Origin of the sequence: Streptomyces mesophilus, assembly GCF_040300965.1 — a bacterium.
Classification (GTDB): Bacteria; Actinomycetota; Actinomycetes; order Streptomycetales; family Streptomycetaceae; genus Streptomyces; species Streptomyces mesophilus_A.
Genome location: NZ_JBEPEW010000024.1, coordinates 1 through 15,539, shown reverse-complemented (window position 1 = coordinate 15,539; position 15,539 = coordinate 1). Strand labels below are relative to the sequence as shown.

The following is a 15,539-nucleotide window of genomic DNA, read 5'->3' as shown; positions in this document are numbered from 1 at the left end:
CATGGTCGGCGCCGGAGCTGGCGGGCTGATCGCCGGCTCCCTCTCCCCCACCCGCCACCTGCTCGGCCTCACCCTGATCGGCCTGCTCGTCACCGCCGTTGCGGGGCGCGCCCTGCTGCGCCTGTCGCCCCCGGCCGCTCCCGCCGACCGGTCCGACACGGAGAAGACCCCGCGCCGCCTCGACTCCCGTACCCGCCGACTCGTCCTGATCTTCGGCTTCATCGCCCTGTGCACCGCGTTCGGCGCAGGAGCACTCGCCGACCGGGTGCCCTGCACCTCGGACAGGACCTGAACGCACACAGGGCATGGCAGCCGCCGGCTACTCCTGCTTCGCCCTCGCCATGACGCTCGGCCGCCTCAGCGGACCGACTCTGCTGGAGCGCCTCGGCCAGACCCCGATCCTCGTCGCCGCCGAACGCGCCGGCGCCCTCGCAGGACCCAACGGCGTCGCCACCGCCTCCACCCTCGGCCACGGCGGCATGCTCCTCGGGCACTGATCGGCTACACGACGCGGCACCGAGGACCCCGGCAGCGTCAACTCCGCTGCCTGCGACCTGCAGCGGGGCAAGCCTCAGGCCGCATCCTGGCGCAGCAACCGAGGTCACACGTTCAGTGGCGGGCGCCGCCGGTGGGCGGCCAGTCGGCGGCGGGGTCCGCGGGGAGCAGCGGACGCAGGGCGCCCACCGCGGCCCCGATGCACGCGTCGCGCATCTCCGTACGGGTGCAGGTCTCGTGTGCGAGCCAGTCCACGCACAGCACCTGTACGAACACCAGCCATGCCTTCAGTGCCGCGGAGACGGCGTCGCGCATGCGCTCGTCGGCGAGCGGGAGCACGCCGAGCAGGCGTGAGCGCAGAGCGTCGAGTTCGTCCGTCATGATCGTCTGGATGACCGGGTCGCCCGCGAGGACCCGGTTCGCGGCCAGTACCGCGTGGCGGTTCGCGATGAAGTAGTCGAAGTGGGCGTCCAGGCCCTGGGTGAGCTGTTCGACGAGCGAGGCTTCCGGATCGAACCGGGTCGCGGCGAGCAGCCGGTCGGTCGCCTGTTGGTAGACCGCCGCGAAGAGGGCGTGCTTGCTGGGGAAATGCTGGTAAAGCAGCGCGCGGGACACCCCGGCCTCTTTGGCCACGTCCTCCATCAGCACCTCGTCGTACGGGACGGCAGCAAAGAGACGCGCGCCGACGGCGAGCAGTTCGGCGCGGCGGTCGGCGGGATTCAGGCGTCTGCGGGGCGGCACATATCCAGCTTACTTGACATGCGTCTACTAGTGACGCCTAGGCTGTCCCTTAATGGACGCGTGTCTACTAAGCGAGGGGCGAGGGGGAGTCATGAGCAGAGCACTTCGGATGTTCGCCTGGGTGATGGGTGTCGCCTGCGTGGCGATCGGTCTGTTCCATGTGATCGGCGGCAATGCCGCGATTCCCAGCGAGGCCGATGCGGGCGCGACGCTCGACAGCCTGGGCCGGTTCTTCGGCGCGATCTTCGCCGGGTACGGGCTTGTCTGGCTGTGGGCGGCCCGGCAGGATCCCGTCCCGGCACGCGTGGTGCGGTGGCTCGCGGCGGTGTTCCTGCTCGGTGGCGTCGGGCGGCTGCTCTCCCTGGCCGTGCACGGATGGCCGCACTCGTTCCAGGTGGTGCTGACCGTGATCGAACTGGCCTTCCCGCCGGTCTGGTTCTGGCTGGCGGACGCCGACGAGCGCGCCGCACGGGAGCGAGGCCAGGGCGTGTCGCTCGGGGCCGGCGCCCCCTCACGTTCGATGGACCGATGAGCATCGCCCTGCTGGCCGCGCCCGGCCAGGTCGGCCCGCCGTCGACCGACTACATGATCCCTTCGTTGTTCTTCGGGTTCTTCTTCACCTTCGTCCCCGCCCTGCTCGCCCGGCGGCTGCTCAATCTACGGTCCGGTGTGCTCAGGATCGCGTTCTGCACCCTTGCCGCCATTGCGATCAGCGGCTCCACGGTGGGTCGTTCCATGGGACAGGACAACGAATGGTCGCTGGTCACCGTCTTCTGGGGCGTCACGCTCGCCCTCACGATGCTGATGCTGCTGGCCTTCGAGGCGTTCGTCCCCAGCGGCCTCGGCCCGGTCGGGCTGGCCAAGGAGCTCCACCGCCGCCTCCTGCGCACCCGGCGCTACGCCCAGGTCAGCGCCATCTCCACCCGCTCAGGACTGCCCCGCTTCGCCGCCGACCGCCCCAGCCGCAACTCCCCCGAACGCAACGCCGCTTTCGCCCTCGCCCTGCGCCGCACCCTGGAGGACAGCGGAGTCACCTTCGTCAAGCTCGGCCAGCTGCTCTCCACCCGCCGCGACCTGCTGCCCCCGGAGTTCATCGACGAGCTGAGCAAGTTGCAGAACGCGGTCCCACCCGCCCCCTGGGAGCAGGTGCGCGAGCAACTGCACGCGGAACTCGGCGCCGCCCCCGACGAGTTCTTCAAGGAGTTCAACCCCGCCCCGCTCGCCGCCGCCTCGATCGCCCAGGTGCACCGCGCGACGCTGCCCGACGGCCGCCCGGTGGTGGTGAAGGTCCAGCGCCCCAAAATAGTCCCCGTCGTCGACCGCGACCTCGACATCGTCCGGCGGATGGCCGGCTCCCTGCAGCGCCGCTTCACCTGGGCCCGCGGCATCGGCGCGGTCGACCTGGCCGAGGGCTTCGCCGACTCGCTCCGAGAGGAGCTCGACTTCCGTATCGAGGCCCGCAACCTCGCCACGGTCGCCGCTGCCGGCGACGACCGTTCTCCCGTACGACTCCCGCAGGTGCACCAGGAGTTGACGACGGCGCGCGTCCTGGTCATGGAGGCCATCGACGGCATCCCTATGGGCAGCGCGGACACGATCCTGGCCGCACGCGGTACGAACCGCGACGCGCTGGCCCGTACGCTCCTCGAAGCCCTGCTGCGCCAGATCATGGTCGACGGCGTCTTCCACGCCGACCCGCACCCCGGCAACATCCTCCTGCTGCCCGACGACTCCCTCGCCCTGATCGACTTCGGCTCGGTCGGCCGCCTGGACACCCAGCTCCAGGGCTCGTTGCAGCGCCTCCTGGTCGGTATCGACCAGCGCGACCCCGCGGGCCTGCGCGATGCCTTCATCGAGATCATGGACCGCTCGGACGCGGTGGACGGCGAGTCCCTCGAGCGCTCCCTCGGCCGCTTCATGGCCCGCCATCTGGGCCCGGGCCTGACCCCCGACGTGGAGATGTTCACGGACCTCTTCCGCATCGTCTCCGCCCACGGCGTCGCCGTACCCGCGGAGGTGGCGGCGGTCTTCCGCGCGCTGGCCACGCTGGAGGGCACGCTCGCCCATCTCGCCCCCGGCTTCAACATCGTCAACGAGTCCCGCGCCTTCGCCGACCGCGAGATCACCGCACAGTTGCGCCCGGAGTCCCTGCGCCAGGTGGCACGCGACGAGTTGGTGTCACTGCTTCCGCTCCTGCGCCGCATCCCTCGCCGGGTGGACCGGATCACGGCGGAGCTCGAGCGCGGCACGTTCACGGTCAACACGCGGATGTTCGCCCACCCCACGGACCAACGCGTCCTGGCCGGCCTCCTCCAGCAGGCCCTGATCGCCGTACTGGCGGCGACCACCGGCCTCATGTCGGTGGTCCTCCTTGCCAGCAACGGCGGCCCCCGGATCTCGGACGAGCTCCGCCTCTACGAGGTCTTCGGCTACAACCTCCTGGTACTCAGCGTGATCATGATGCTGCGAGTGCTGGTCGGCGGCTTCCACAGGAGCGAGAGCCAGAGCCCCTGACGGCCGCTCCCCGACGTCACTGTTCGCGCAGCTCCTCGGAGGCTTCTTGGTACGCCTCGGCGGCACGGGCGAAGTAGTCGAAGTGGACGTCGCGTTGGTCCGGCGCGTACCCGCCGAGAATCTGTCCGATCTGCTGGCGTGCGGGGGCCATGACGCGGTCCAGGTCCGCGGGTTCGCCGACCGGCTGGACCGTCACCTTGCGCCGGTCGCCGGGGGCGGGCACGCGGCGTACGTAGCCCGCCTGTTCCATGCGGTCGATCAGGCGGGTGGTCGGCCCGGTGGTCAGGCCGGTGCGCGCAGTCAGTTCGCCCGGCGTCATCGCACCCGTCAGCTGCAGGATGTTCAGCGCGTACAGATCGGTGGCGCCGAGCCCGCAGGCCCGCGCGCTCGCGTGACTGTGGAGCAGCACCGCACTGAGGTACTCGCGGAAGATCTGGCCCGCATCGGGGCGCATCGACGGCGTTGACAAGAGCTTCCCCATTCCCTGACTGCGTGACGTGCACGCCACCCGCGCAGGCAGTGACCCCGAGAGGGCTTCCCGAGGCCACTGTGCGTTCCCTCCCCCAGCGGGCCTGAGTTCCTCTACGCCGTCTGCCTCTTCAGGGTCTTGGAGGTGACCGCGATTCCGGCGAGCACCGCCGCCGCCAGGGTGCCGATGACGGCGACGACGATGGCACCGGAGTTCAGGTGCAGGCCCACATCGGACGAGGTGGCCTCGGACAGGCCGGCCGCCATGCCGGCCAGCGGGGGCAGCGTGACCAGGACCCCGAGGGCGGCGCCGATGACGATGACCAGGGTGGTCTCGCCGGCCGAGGTGAACAGGAGCTGGCGTACGGTACCGCCGGCCGACTTCATCACTGCGAAGTCGCGGCGCCTGCCGTGGGCGGCCATGGCCATGCTGTTGGCGACGGCGATCACGCTGTAGCCGACGGCGATGACGATCAGCATCATGGCGAGGGACTCGGTGAGCTTGGCGTCGGTGTTGTAGTCGGCCAGGGCGTACTCGGCGGCGTCGTGCAGCGCGACGCCGGGCACCGCGTCCGAGGCTTTAGCGTCGCCCGGCACGAAGATGTCGTCGGTGAGCGCGGCCGGGTCGTGGGCGCGGACCAGGTCACGGGCGACCACGAAGTCACCGCGGGCCGGGTCGTCGGGCAGGACCTGTGCGACAGTCAGGGAGACGGTGGCGCCGTCCGCGAACCGGACCGGAACCTGCTGGCCCCGCTTCAGGCCCAGGTCGCCGGCCATCTTCTCGCCGAGGACAGCCTCGCCCTGCTTGTTCCAGTTCGGGTCCCGGCTGCCCAGGACGTCCAGGACGGTGAAGGCGCCGGGGTTCTCGTCGCTCGCGGCCTTCTTCGTGTCGACGAACGCCCGGGTCGGCAGGGCGGCCTTGCCCACCGGGTTGGCGGCGACCACCTCGTCGGTGTTGCCCGGGGTGCCGTCCGGCGTGACGATCGTCTGGCCCGCGACCTTCAGTGCCTCACCGGCCGGGTAGGCGACCCGCATGGTCTCCACCATGCCGCTGAGCAGCACCGCGAAGCCGACCGCGGCGATCACCGGGGCCACCAGGGATGCGGCGCGGCGGGGGTTGGCGACCAGTTCGGCGCGGATCAGGACCGGGGCGGCCTTGCCGCCGCGCTGGAACGGGGCGGTCAGAAGCCGGCCGGCGGGTCCGACGATCACGGGAGCCAGCAGGGCGGCCGCGACGATCAGCGTCATGGTGGCGAAGATCGCCATGTTGATGCGGTTGTCGGCGCTGGAGGCGGCGGTGCCGACGGCGAGCAGGACACCCAGGCCGAGGACGGACAGACCGGCGATCAGGCGGCCGCGCCCCATCCCCTCGTTGGCCGAACGGCTGTCGAGCAGCGCCTCGATGGGGGCGACCTCGGCGGCCTTGCGGCCCGCGGTCCAGGCGCCGATCACACTGACGCCGATGCCGATCACGGAGGCCACGAGCAGGGGCCAGGAGGCGACGGTGATCTCCATGCCGGGCGGGGTGACGTCCAGGCCTTCGAGGATCGAGAGCAGCAGCGGCGTCGCGGCCACTCCGACGACACAGCCGACGAGCGAGCCGGCCAGGCCGACCACGGCCGCCTCGCCGAGGATCATCCGGCGGATCTGCTGCGGCGCGGCGCCGATGGTGCGAAGGAGACCGATCTCGCGGCGGCGCATCCCGGTGGCCAGGACCAGCATGGACGCAACCACGAACACCGTGGTGAACAGGCCGAGCAGGGCCATGGCGCTGATCAACTGGACGCCCAGGAAACGCTTGTGCTCTATGTGCGCGGGCTGCAGCTCGGACCGGCCGTCACCGGCGACTACGCTGCCGTTGTCGTCGATGACCTTCTTCGCGGCGGCGACGACCGCACCCGTGTCGGCGCCCTTCTCGGGAATCAGGGCGATGGCGGAGACACCGGGCTGCTGCTGTGCGGCGAACTCCTCGCTGAAGTAGTAGCCGGGACCGTCGACAGTGCCGACGACCTTGAACCGCTCACGGCCCTGGGTGATATTGACGGTGAGCTCGCTGCCCACCGCCGCACCGAGCGCACGGTCGACGACGACCTCGTCCGCGGCCGCCGGGGCTTGGCCGGAGACCAGCTTGTACGGAGCCATCCGTGCGCTGCCGAAGCCGTGTCCGGACTCCAGGGCGCCCTCGTCGGTGACGGGCTTGGCGCCCTTGATCGCCTGGGCGTAGAAGGAGCGGTCGACGACGGCGTCGGCGACACCCGGGACCTTCTTCAGGCCCGAGAGGAGCGGCTGGGCCTCGGATCTACTCCAGGGCATCCGGTCCTCGGGGCTGCCGTCGGCTTCGACGGCCTGCTTCGGCAAGGCGAGGGCCGCGGTGCCCTCGTATCGCGGCTGGACCTTGGCCTTGGCGGAGTCGTAGATGACCAGAGTGGTGGTGATCAGGGCCACGCCGACCAGGACGGCGACGAAGGCGCCGAGGAAGCCGGACCAGCGTTCACGGACGTTCGCGAGGATCAGCATGTCGGTCAGGCCTCCAGTCGGGCCATGTGGGTGGCGATCGCCGCGGCGTTGTTCACGCCGGCCTGGCGGTCGAGCGTGATGCGGTCGGCGATGCGGCCGTCCTTGAGGAAGACGACGACGTCGGCCTGGGCCGCGGCCACCGGGTCGTGGGTGACCATCAGGGTGGTCTGGCCCTCCTGGTCGACCAGCATCCGCATCATCCGCAGCACCTCCCGGGAGGTGGCGGTGTCCAGGGCGCCGGTCGGCTCGTCCGCGAAGAGGACGTCGGGCCGGGTGACGAGAGCGCGGGCGAGGGCGACGCGTTGCTGCTGACCGCCGGAGAGCTCACTGGGGCGGTGTCCCGCGCGCTCGGCAAGGCCGACGGAGGCGAGCGCCCGCTCGACCTGCTCTCGGCTGACCTTGGTGCCGGCGAACCGGGACGGAAGCTCCACGTTCTGCGCGGCGGTCAGGGACTCGACCAGGTTGAAGGCCTGGAACACGAAGCCGATGTGCTTGCGGCGCAGCTCGGTGCGCTGCCTCTCGTTCTGCTGTCCGATGTCCGCGCCCGCGAGGATGATCTTGCCGGCGGACGGCTGCTCGAGACCGGCCGCGCACTGCAGCAGGGTCGACTTGCCGGAACCGGAGGGGCCCATGATGGCGGTGAAGGTGCCGCGGGGGAAGCTGAGGGAGACATCGTCGAGTGCGGTGACCTGGCGTCCGCCGGTGCCGTGCACCTTGCGGAGCCCGTGGAGTGCAACCGCGTCTCGTACCGGAGTGGGGCTCGTTGTCGTCATGCCTTGATTCCACTGCTCAGGAGGGGTGCGGAGCACTGACCCGGGCTCTACTTCCGAGGTAGAGCCAGCTCTACCGCGCCGCCGCAACACCCTGGCTACGGTGGCCCCATGCGTCCCACCACCGCCTGGCAGGCCATGGCCCAGCACCCCGTGAGTTTTCTGACCTCGAGCTGGCCTTGGCGGTCGCTGGCCTATCTCAGCGGGGGCGTCGTGGTCGGCGCCGCGGCCGTCCTGGTCTTCGGCCTGGGGCTTGCCGCCGGACTCGCCCTCCTCGTCGTCCTGTTGGGGGTGGCCCCGCTGGTCGGTCTGGTTCTCGCCGCCACCGTCGTGGCCACGGTCGAACGCCGCCGGCTGCGCCTGGTCGACCTCGACCACCTGCCCGACCCGCACCGGGCCCCGGACGCACCCGGTCTGCGCGCCTGGGTGGCCACCCGGCTCAAGGAACAAGTGACCTGGCGGGAGCTGACGTTCACCCTTCTGTCGGCGGCGGCTCTGTGGTGGCTCGACCTGCTGGTCCTCGGCTTCTCCTTCGCAGTCCCCGCGGTACTGATCGCCTCGGTGGACGGCGAGACCTGGCCCTGGGCCGTGTTCGGGGCGATCGTGCTGCTCGCCTCGCCGTACACGGTGACCTCGTGGGCGGGTGCACGGGCCGCCATGGCCCGCACCTTCCTCGCCCCACGCAACCGGGAACTCGGGGAGGAACTGCGCGAAGTACGCGCCTCGCAGTCCCGGCTGCTCGACTCCTTCGACGCCGAGCGGGTACGCATCGAGCGCGATCTGCACGACGGAGCACAACAGCGCCTCGTCTCCCTCGGGATGACCCTGGGCCTCCTGCGCCTCGAAACCCCAGCAGGCTCCCCGCAAGCGGAACTGCTCACCCAGGCGGAGAGCCAACTCGCCACCGTCCACAAGGAGTTGCGGGCCCTGATCCGGGGGCTCAACCCGCCGGTCCTCGCCGACCACGGCCTGGTCGCGGCGATCGAGGACTACGCCGGCCGGTTCCCGATCCCCGTCACCGTGGACCTGAAGCTGCCCGAGCGGCTGCCCAGGAAGCTGGAGACGACCATGTACTACCTGCTCAACGAGGCTATGACGAATATCGCCAAACACAGCGGGGCCACGACCGCCGAAGTACGGGGCCGCTACCATTCCGACCTGTTGATCTTCGACATCACCGATGACGGCCACGGCGGGGTGGATCCGGCAGCGGGCACCGGCGTAACCGGACTCGCGGACCGGGTCGCGGCGTTGGATGGCCGGATGCGGGTGTCGAGCCCGGCCGGTGGTCCCACCCTGTTGCACGTGGAGGTTCCGTGTCGCTTCGCCTGATCGTGGCCGAGGACGCCGTTCTGCTGCGCGAGGGTCTGGTCGGACTCCTCGAACGCGTCGGCCACGAAGTGATCGCGGCGGTCGGAGACGCCGACACCCTGGTCGAGGCGGTACGCGCGGACCGCCCCGACCTGATCGTCACCGATGTCCGCATGCCCCCCTCGCTCGGCGACGACGGGTTGCGGTCCGCGGTGCAGCTGCGTGAGGAGTTCCCCGGGCTGCCGGTGCTCGTCCTCAGTCAGTACGTGGAGCGCTCCTACGCACTGCGCCTGCTGGACTCGGGCGGCGGGGCCGGGGTGGGCTACCTGCTCAAGGAACGCGTCAGCGCGGTGACCGACTTCATGGCCGCGATCGGCCAAGTCGCCGCCGGTGGCACGGTGGTGGACCCCGAAGTGATCCACCAGCTGGTCCGGCTGCGGCATGACCCGCTGGAGCGGCTCAGCCCCCGCGAGCGTGAAGTCCTCGCCCTGATCGCCGAGGGCCGCACCAACGCCAACCTCGCGGCCCACCTGTTCATCAGCGAAGCGGCCGTGAACAAGCACATCGGCAACATCTTCACCAAGCTGGACCTGCCGGTGGCCACTGAGGGACACCGCAGGGTCCTCGCGGTCCTCGCCTATCTGCGGTCCTGACCCGAAACGCCGGTCGGTCTGCGCTCCCCGGCTCTGACCAGCCCGGTCTCGTACGCGATGACCACTGGCTGCGCCCGGTCCCGCGCCCCAAGCTTGACCATGGCCCGGCTGGCATGGCCCAGACCCTGGACACCCAGCGGGCCGCGGACAGCGACCTGAAGACGGTCATCCCGATCGTGCTGCTGGTCGTCATCGCCGTACTGATCCGGCTGCTCAGGTCCCTGGTCGCACCGGTCCTGCTGCCTCGGCCACACCCGAGACGTCCTGGAGCGCCTGACCAGCATGGGCGGTGTCATCACCTCGGCCGACGTGGTGCTCGCGGCGACGTTCGCGGTGTTCGCCGGGCTGCCGCTGGTGACCATGACGCAAATGGGCGTGATCGTCGGCATCGGCGTCCTGCTCGACACCTTCCTCGTACGCACGGTCCTGGTCCCGGCGCCGGCGATGGACCTCGGCCGGTGGTTCTGGTGGCCGGGGATGCTCTTCCACGCCCTCGGCAGCCGCGCGTCCGCGGTACCTGCGTCACGGGAGCCGGTACGCGAGACGGAACACGCCTGATCCCAGCGCGCCCGGTCACAGTGGGGTGCCTCCCTGAACAGGGAGGCACCCCACTGGCCTTGCCCCGGTAGCAAGGCATGCCGCCGATGCCGCCGACCTCACATCGGCAACACAGGCAGCCGTCGACGCGACTGCCGCACTGCCCGAAGACGCCGGGCGACAAGCCGCCCTCATTCCGCGCTACGATGAATGAGCATTCATGAATGCTCATTCATCAGCATGGGATTCACGAGGAGGGCGGGATGGCAGATATCGAAGTGCGCGGGCTCACCAAGACCTTCGGATCGGTGCACGCGGTGGAGGATGTGACCTTCACGGCGGCATCCGGGCAGGTCACGGGGTTTCTCGGGCCCAACGGGGCAGGCAAGACGACGACGCTGAGGGTGCTGCTCGGACTGGAGCGGGCGACGAGCGGTGAGGCAAGGATCGCGGGGCAGCGCTACGAGGATCTCGTCCAGCCGCGCCGCACCGTCGGGGCCGTACTCGAGGCGTCCGGCATCCACCCCGGACGACGCGGCCGAACCCATCTGAGTCTGCTGGCGCGGGCCGCCGGGCTGCCGCAACAGAGGGTCGACCAGGTTCTGGAAGTCGTACAGCTGGGCGCGGCGGCCGATCGCCGGGCCGGTGACTACTCCCTGGGCATGCGACAGCGCCTCGCCATCGCGGGCGCGCTGCTCGGCGAACCCGAAGTACTGATCCTGGACGAGCCGACCAACGGCCTCGACCCGGCGGGCGTGCGCTGGTTGCGCGACCTGCTGCGGGAGTTGGCCGGGCGAGGGCGGACCGTCCTCGTCTCCAGCCACCTGCTCTCCGAGGTGACGCAGTACGCGGACCGCGTCGTGATCATCGCGGGCGGGCGGCTGCGGTACACGGGTCCGGTCGAGGAGCTGGCGGGCGACGGGCAGAGCTTCGAGGACGCCTTCCTCCGACTCGTGGACGACGACAAGCAGCAGGAGGTGCGTCGCTGATGCGCGCGCTCATCGTTACGGAACTGCGCAAGCTCACCTCCGTACGCAGCACGTGGCTGCTGCTCGGTGCGACCGCCCTGTTCGCCGGGCTGCACGCGGCCGGTCTGCTCATCGGCGACCCGACCGGCGACGTCGGCACAGCGAGCGGCAACCAGCAGGTGCTGTTCAGCGCGGGCATGGGATCCATGCTGGCGATCACCCTCGGGGTCCTGATCAGCGCCGGGGAGTTCCGGCACGGCACCATCACCGACACCTTCCTCACCACGCCCCGGCGCGGGCGCGTGTTCGGCGCAAAGCTCGCGGCCGGACTGATCACCGGCGCGGTGGCGGGCATCGCCTCGGCGGTCACCACCTTCGCCGTGGCCGCCGCGTGGCTGTCGGCGGACGGGAATCCGCTGCCACTCGACCAGTCGTATGTGTGGCTGACCCTGCTCGGCGGATTCCTGTGGTGCACCGCGTACGCCGTGATCGGTGTCGCGGTCGGCATGCTGACCCGTAACCCGGTGCTCGGCATCGTCGGGGCGCTGGCCTGGCTGTTCGTCATCGAGGGCATCGTCGTCAACGCCTTCGCCGAGGTCGGCAAATGGTTGCCGTCGGGCGCCGCATCGGCCGTCGGCAACGCCGTCAAAGACGGGCTGCTCCCACAAGGTGGCGGCCTCGCCATGCTCGCGGCGTACGCGGTGGTGATCGCCGGCGCTGCCGGGCTCACTACACTTCGCCGTGATGTCACCTAGAAAACCCGCGATTCTGCGCGACGGCGCCGGCGACCAGACCCTGCGCGAGCACCTCATCGCCGCCGCCGTCCGACTGATCGCCGAGCGCGGCAGTCCTGCCATGACCGTGAAGGACATCGCCCGTGAGGCGAAGGTCGCCGACGGCGTGCTCTACAACCACTTCGCGGACAAGGAAGAGCTCATCGCGCTCGCCCTGCGTGAGCATGTGCACGGCGTGCTGGCGATGGCCGGTGACGCGCCTCGAGCCGGGGAAGGAACCGTCGAGGGCAACCTCCATGCCTATGTCACCCGTGGCCTGAAGGTGCTCACGCAGATGCTGCCGGTCTTCGCCGGCATGGTGTCCCAGCACAAGATCCTTGGCCGGTTCGCGCACGCCGGCGGACCCGGAGGGCTGGGCACCGAGGAGGGCGGTTTGCGCACGGTGCTGAGCAACTACCTGAGCGCCGAGCAGGAGTTGGGGCGCCTGTCTCCCGACGCCAAGCCCGAGGCCGCCGCCACCATGATCATGGGCGCCTGCCACGAGCTGATCCTGCCGCGCCTGTTCCACCCCGGGCCCGGCGGAATGCCGCAGGTCGACCTCCCGGACGGCTTCGTCGACGACCTCGTCACCACCGTGCTGAAGGGCATCGCGCCCGGACGTTGACCGGCCTCAGTCGTGCGGCGCGCGAGCCGGAGTTTGGCGAGGTGCGGACTGACTGCCGTGCGCGAAGCGCACTCCGCGTACGCCGGTGCCTGGCACGTTCAAGACATCGCGGACGCCGCTCTCTTGGTACTGCTGCTCACCGCAACCTGCCGTCCATCCTCGGCCCGGCCCAGGAACGCCGTACCCAGACACGCTCCTGCCTGTCGGTTGCAGTACCCGACGAGCAGGAGCGTGACCACACGCGGGACGCTGATCTGACCGCACTGAGCGGCTGTCGGCCGGCCGAGGTCTCCTGCCGAACCTGGAAGGGTTCGGGTGGAACACCACCGCAACGGTCATCGTCAGGCGACGTGCGTCTCAGGCCGCCAGACGTGCGTCTCAAGCCGACAAGAGTGCGTTCAGCGACGACTATCTCGCAGTAACTGCCGCGCCGGGCATGGGCGCCAGCTTGTCCGCTTCGCCCACGGCGGCGCTCCAACTGAACTCGTTGTTGTCGCTGAAGTAGTAGTAGGTGGCGCCGTTCGGCATCATCGCGACGGTGATTCCGCCGTATCCCGACATGAACGGTACGTGGAAGGGGCTGGTGTAGGCGGGGTTGTCGGCGGAGGTGAACTCCTTGCCCCAGAAGCCGTTCTGGTACTTCATGGGCTGCGTGCCGGTGGTGGTCATGCCCCGGGCCCCCGGTGTGCGTTGCATGGTGGCCGCGAGCAGCGTCGGGTCGAGGATCTGGGTGCCGTTGACGGCGCCGTGGTCATTGTTGAGGAATTTCGCGAACCGGGCGACGGAGTCCTGCGTCCAGAACATGCCGTAGCCGCCGAAGGGTGCTCCGCCGGTGCTGTTGTCGGTGCGGGAGGAGACGAGGGAGTCGGGCCCGACGCCGATGGGTTCCAGGACGTCGTCGCGGAGCATGTCGAAGATGTCGGCGTCCGAACCGGCCTTGTCCCGCAGGTAGTTGTTCATCGCGCGGGTGGCGAGGAAGGTGTCCGAGGTGTGGTAGACCCACTTGCTGCCGGGGCCGGCCTTACGCGGGAAGGACAGGGCGAGACGCATCTTGTCGGCGTATGGCTCCGCTGCGAAGAAGTTCGCCATGGTGCGGCCCGCCTCGTCCGTCTCGTAGCCGGGCCGGCTGTAGTTTCCGGTGGCCATGTCGAGGGTGTGGTCGAGGGTGACTCCGTTCCAGGCGCCGTTGCCGGCGGTCTCGGGGATCCGGGCGGAGAGCTTCTCCTGGACCACGGCCGGGCCGTACCGCTGTGCCAGACGCAGCATGGCCGTGCCCGCGAACGCCGACTTCGCCGTCGAATACGAGGGCAGGAGCATCTGGCCGCAGAACGGGTACTCCCCTTGCCGGGTACGGCAGTTGCCCACGTAGTGGACTCCGTCGAAGTAGAAGCCGAAGGTGCTCAGCGCGGACGGCGTGACACCGGCGCCGAACTTCGTCACGTCCACCCCACTTCCAGGATGGTCGGTGGCCAGCGCCGAGATGGGCTTGGTCGGGAGCCGGTCGGCGACCTCAGAGGTGTACGCGGCGCGCAGGTTCTCGGCGCCGTCGACGGGTCCGGGCCGGTAGTCGGTCGCTGCTTGGCCCCACATGTCGAACTGGAAGTACTCGCAGGTCTCCGTGGTGATCTGGTAGCGGACTTCGGAGACCGATGTGGCGTCGAAGAGGTAGGTGAGGACGCCGTTGTGCACGCAGTTGGCGTTGCGCTCGACGAGTGCGAACGGCAGCGAGGCACGGGTGCGTCGGCCGTCGCCGTCCTCGTTCCACGCGCGGCCGGGTCCCAGGGCCAGGTTCCACGCTTGGTTCCCCGTGTACTGCAACCCGCGTTTCGCCGGGACGAGGTGGCTGCCGTGCTGCACGAGCGCGATATCGATGGGCGGCAGGTGTCGGGTCGCTGCCGCGTCCCCGTATCCGTGCGGATCCTTCAGTGCGCGGAAGCCGCCGGCGGTGGAGAGGCCGCGGAGGGTGAGGGTGCCTTCGAAGTTGTGGGCGGGCGGCGCCGCTTGCGCCGGAAGGGCGAAGGCACTGTCTGGCACGGTGTCCTCGGCGCTGCCCCCGGCGAGCTCGGCGGCGGTGAGTTGGGTCCGGTTCACCGCACCGCTTCCGGTGAGCGGATCACCCGGTACGGGAGCGGTTGTGGCGGGCGCCGCCATCGTCGGTGGCGGGACGGTGAACAGCGCCGCGAGCACGGCGGCGACGGCAGCGGCACGGCGCAGCAGTCGGGCAGGGAACGGTCTTGGCATGGTCCGAGGCCTCTCGGGCTGGTGGCTGATGCGGAACATCGCCGCATCGTGGGGCGCACCGGGGCCGCCGTCCAATGCCTGCCCGGTCTGGTCGGGCTGCCTGCCGGGCATACCTCCAGCTCTCCTTGGCCTGCCGCCCGCCGGGCCGGAGTGAGGTCACGCATCGCGTGGTGGTGAGGGCCGTGGTCTGCGGCCGTCGCCGCAGTTCACAGGCGGGCGGCGACCTGTGGCCCGTACCGCTCGACACAGAAGCGTGACAACCCCGCCGCGAATGCCTCGATGCTGCGCGGGGCGTAGTGCCCGGCGTCCCAGGCGGCGTGCAGGTGGATCTGCAGCGGTTCACCCGTGCTGTCGAGGATCAGCAGCGGGTGCAGGTCGAAGCGGGGATCGTCGGAGACCACCGCGACACCATGGCCCGAAGCCGCCATGGCCTGGGCAACGTGCGGGGTGTCGCATTCGAGCACGATGTCGTACGAGGCGTCCGCGTCCTGTACGGCATGGTCCAGGATGCGGCGCGTGCCGTGCGTCGGGGTGAGGACGATGAGGGGTTCCGCGGCAAGTTCCCTGATGGTGACGCTGTCCTGGTCCGCCCAGGCGTGGTCGGCACGGACGTAGGCCCACAGCGGCAGGCGGGCCACCGGGAGCCCGGCGAAACGACGCCTCGGAGGCGCCGAGGAGATGGCTACATCGGCACCCCTCGCAAGGGCCTGGTAGGCACGTGCCGGGCTCTCCGCCTGCACGGTGACGAGCGGATCCTCCGGCCCCCAGGTGGCCAGGAACGGCGCGATCACGTCGGTGATCGTGGTGGGCGGTGCCGCCACGGTGATCCGCATGGCACGACCGGCGGCCAGCGCACCGACCGCGGCCTCGGGCACGGCAGGAACCTCCACGTGTAGCGGTCTGCCCGCCGGACAGCGTCGGCGGTG

Annotated in this window: 13 protein-coding genes and 2 pseudogenes; 9 read left to right on the top strand and 6 right to left on the bottom strand. The window is 70.2% G+C overall.

Annotation, left to right across the window (positions count from 1 at the left end; translation table 11 throughout):
• Positions 1-491 (top strand): annotated as a pseudogene (locus ABT367_RS11935) (MFS transporter); the annotation flags it as partial.
• Positions 492-609: 118 nt separating this feature from the next.
• Here ABT367_RS11935 and ABT367_RS11930 read toward each other — a convergent pair.
• Positions 610-1,236 (bottom strand): TetR/AcrR family transcriptional regulator, encoded by a 627-nt coding sequence (locus tag ABT367_RS11930; RefSeq protein ID WP_352252155.1) that lies wholly within the window; start codon positions 1,234-1,236, stop codon positions 610-612.
• A gap of 91 nt (positions 1,237-1,327) precedes the next feature.
• On the opposite strand from ABT367_RS11930, the gene ABT367_RS11925 reads away from it, so the two are divergent.
• Entirely contained in the window at positions 1,328-1,768 is a 441-nt protein-coding gene (locus tag ABT367_RS11925) for a DUF4345 domain-containing protein (protein ID WP_352252153.1), read from the top strand.
• On the top strand, positions 1,765-3,750 hold the full coding sequence (locus ABT367_RS11920; protein WP_352252151.1) for an ABC1 kinase family protein: 1,986 nt from the start codon (positions 1,765-1,767) through the stop codon (positions 3,748-3,750). Before ABT367_RS11925 ends, ABT367_RS11920 begins: the two co-directional genes overlap by 4 nt.
• A gap of 16 nt (positions 3,751-3,766) precedes the next feature.
• On the opposite strand, the gene ABT367_RS11915 is transcribed toward ABT367_RS11920, so the two are convergent.
• The 3 genes from ABT367_RS11915 to ABT367_RS11905 all read right to left on the bottom strand — a co-directional run bounded on the left by ABT367_RS11915 (position 3,767) and on the right by ABT367_RS11905 (position 7,508).
• Positions 3,767-4,231, bottom strand: coding sequence for a MarR family winged helix-turn-helix transcriptional regulator (locus ABT367_RS11915; RefSeq protein WP_352252149.1), 465 nt, complete (start codon positions 4,229-4,231; stop codon positions 3,767-3,769).
• Positions 4,232-4,332: 101 nt separating this feature from the next.
• Positions 4,333-6,735, bottom strand: a complete 2,403-nt coding sequence (locus ABT367_RS11910; protein WP_352252147.1) for an ABC transporter permease — start codon at positions 6,733-6,735, stop codon at positions 4,333-4,335.
• A gap of 5 nt (positions 6,736-6,740) precedes the next feature.
• A complete protein-coding gene (locus ABT367_RS11905) occupies positions 6,741-7,508 on the bottom strand; it encodes an ABC transporter ATP-binding protein (protein ID WP_352252145.1) in 768 nt (255 codons plus the stop codon).
• A 108-nt stretch (positions 7,509-7,616) separates the two neighbouring features.
• Here ABT367_RS11905 and ABT367_RS11900 point away from each other — a divergent pair, with 108 nt between their 5' ends.
• The 6 genes and pseudogenes from ABT367_RS11900 (at position 7,617) to ABT367_RS11875 (ending at position 12,372) form a co-directional block, all read left to right on the top strand.
• Complete coding sequence (locus tag ABT367_RS11900) at positions 7,617-8,837, top strand: sensor histidine kinase (RefSeq protein ID WP_352252143.1); 1,221 nt, start codon at positions 7,617-7,619, stop codon at positions 8,835-8,837.
• Positions 8,837-9,469, top strand: a complete 633-nt coding sequence (locus tag ABT367_RS11895; RefSeq protein WP_352252257.1) for a response regulator transcription factor — start codon at positions 8,837-8,839, stop codon at positions 9,467-9,469. Before ABT367_RS11900 ends, ABT367_RS11895 begins: the two co-directional genes overlap by 1 nt.
• A gap of 116 nt (positions 9,470-9,585) precedes the next feature.
• Positions 9,586-10,027 (top strand): annotated as a pseudogene (locus tag ABT367_RS11890) (MMPL family transporter); the annotation flags it as partial.
• Positions 10,028-10,269: 242 nt separating this feature from the next.
• On the top strand, positions 10,270-10,995 hold the full coding sequence (locus tag ABT367_RS11885; protein WP_352252141.1) for an ABC transporter ATP-binding protein: 726 nt from the start codon (positions 10,270-10,272) through the stop codon (positions 10,993-10,995).
• Positions 10,995-11,729, top strand: a complete 735-nt coding sequence (locus ABT367_RS11880) for an ABC transporter permease (RefSeq protein ID WP_352252139.1) — start codon at positions 10,995-10,997, stop codon at positions 11,727-11,729. Before ABT367_RS11885 ends, ABT367_RS11880 begins: the two co-directional genes overlap by 1 nt.
• Positions 11,719-12,372, top strand: coding sequence for a TetR/AcrR family transcriptional regulator (locus ABT367_RS11875; RefSeq protein ID WP_352252138.1), 654 nt, complete (start codon positions 11,719-11,721; stop codon positions 12,370-12,372). The genes ABT367_RS11880 and ABT367_RS11875 overlap by 11 nt, the downstream gene beginning before the upstream one ends.
• A gap of 408 nt (positions 12,373-12,780) precedes the next feature.
• On the opposite strand, the gene ABT367_RS11870 is transcribed toward ABT367_RS11875, so the two are convergent.
• Both ABT367_RS11870 and ABT367_RS11865 read right to left on the bottom strand, forming a co-directional pair.
• Complete coding sequence (locus tag ABT367_RS11870; protein WP_352252136.1) at positions 12,781-14,724, bottom strand: hypothetical protein; 1,944 nt, start codon at positions 14,722-14,724, stop codon at positions 12,781-12,783.
• 95 nt (positions 14,725-14,819) lie between these two features.
• Positions 14,820-15,503, bottom strand: coding sequence for a LysR family transcriptional regulator substrate-binding protein (locus ABT367_RS11865; protein WP_352252134.1), 684 nt, complete (start codon positions 15,501-15,503; stop codon positions 14,820-14,822).
• Between the last annotated feature and the right edge of the window lie 36 nt (positions 15,504-15,539).

What these genes read in the sequence shown, in the direction of transcription:
- ABT367_RS11925 (WP_352252153.1), top strand. Translation starts at nt 1,328, where the DNA reads ATGAGCAGAGCACTTCGGATGTTCGCCTGGGTGATGGGTGTCGCCTGC.
- ABT367_RS11920 (WP_352252151.1), top strand. Translation starts at nt 1,765, where the DNA reads ATGAGCATCGCCCTGCTGGCCGCGCCCGGCCAGGTCGGCCCGCCGTCG.
- ABT367_RS11915 (WP_352252149.1), bottom strand. Translation starts at nt 4,231, where the DNA reads ATGGGGAAGCTCTTGTCAACGCCGTCGATGCGCCCCGATGCGGGCCAG.
- ABT367_RS11910 (WP_352252147.1), bottom strand. Translation starts at nt 6,735, where the DNA reads ATGCTGATCCTCGCGAACGTCCGTGAACGCTGGTCCGGCTTCCTCGGC.
- ABT367_RS11905 (WP_352252145.1), bottom strand. Translation starts at nt 7,508, where the DNA reads ATGACGACAACGAGCCCCACTCCGGTACGAGACGCGGTTGCACTCCAC.
- ABT367_RS11900 (WP_352252143.1), top strand. Translation starts at nt 7,617, where the DNA reads ATGCGTCCCACCACCGCCTGGCAGGCCATGGCCCAGCACCCCGTGAGT.
- ABT367_RS11885 (WP_352252141.1), top strand. Translation starts at nt 10,270, where the DNA reads ATGGCAGATATCGAAGTGCGCGGGCTCACCAAGACCTTCGGATCGGTG.
- ABT367_RS11880 (WP_352252139.1), top strand. Translation starts at nt 10,995, where the DNA reads ATGCGCGCGCTCATCGTTACGGAACTGCGCAAGCTCACCTCCGTACGC.
- ABT367_RS11875 (WP_352252138.1), top strand. Translation starts at nt 11,719, where the DNA reads ATGTCACCTAGAAAACCCGCGATTCTGCGCGACGGCGCCGGCGACCAG.
- ABT367_RS11870 (WP_352252136.1), bottom strand. Translation starts at nt 14,724, where the DNA reads ATGCCCGGCAGGCAGCCCGACCAGACCGGGCAGGCATTGGACGGCGGC.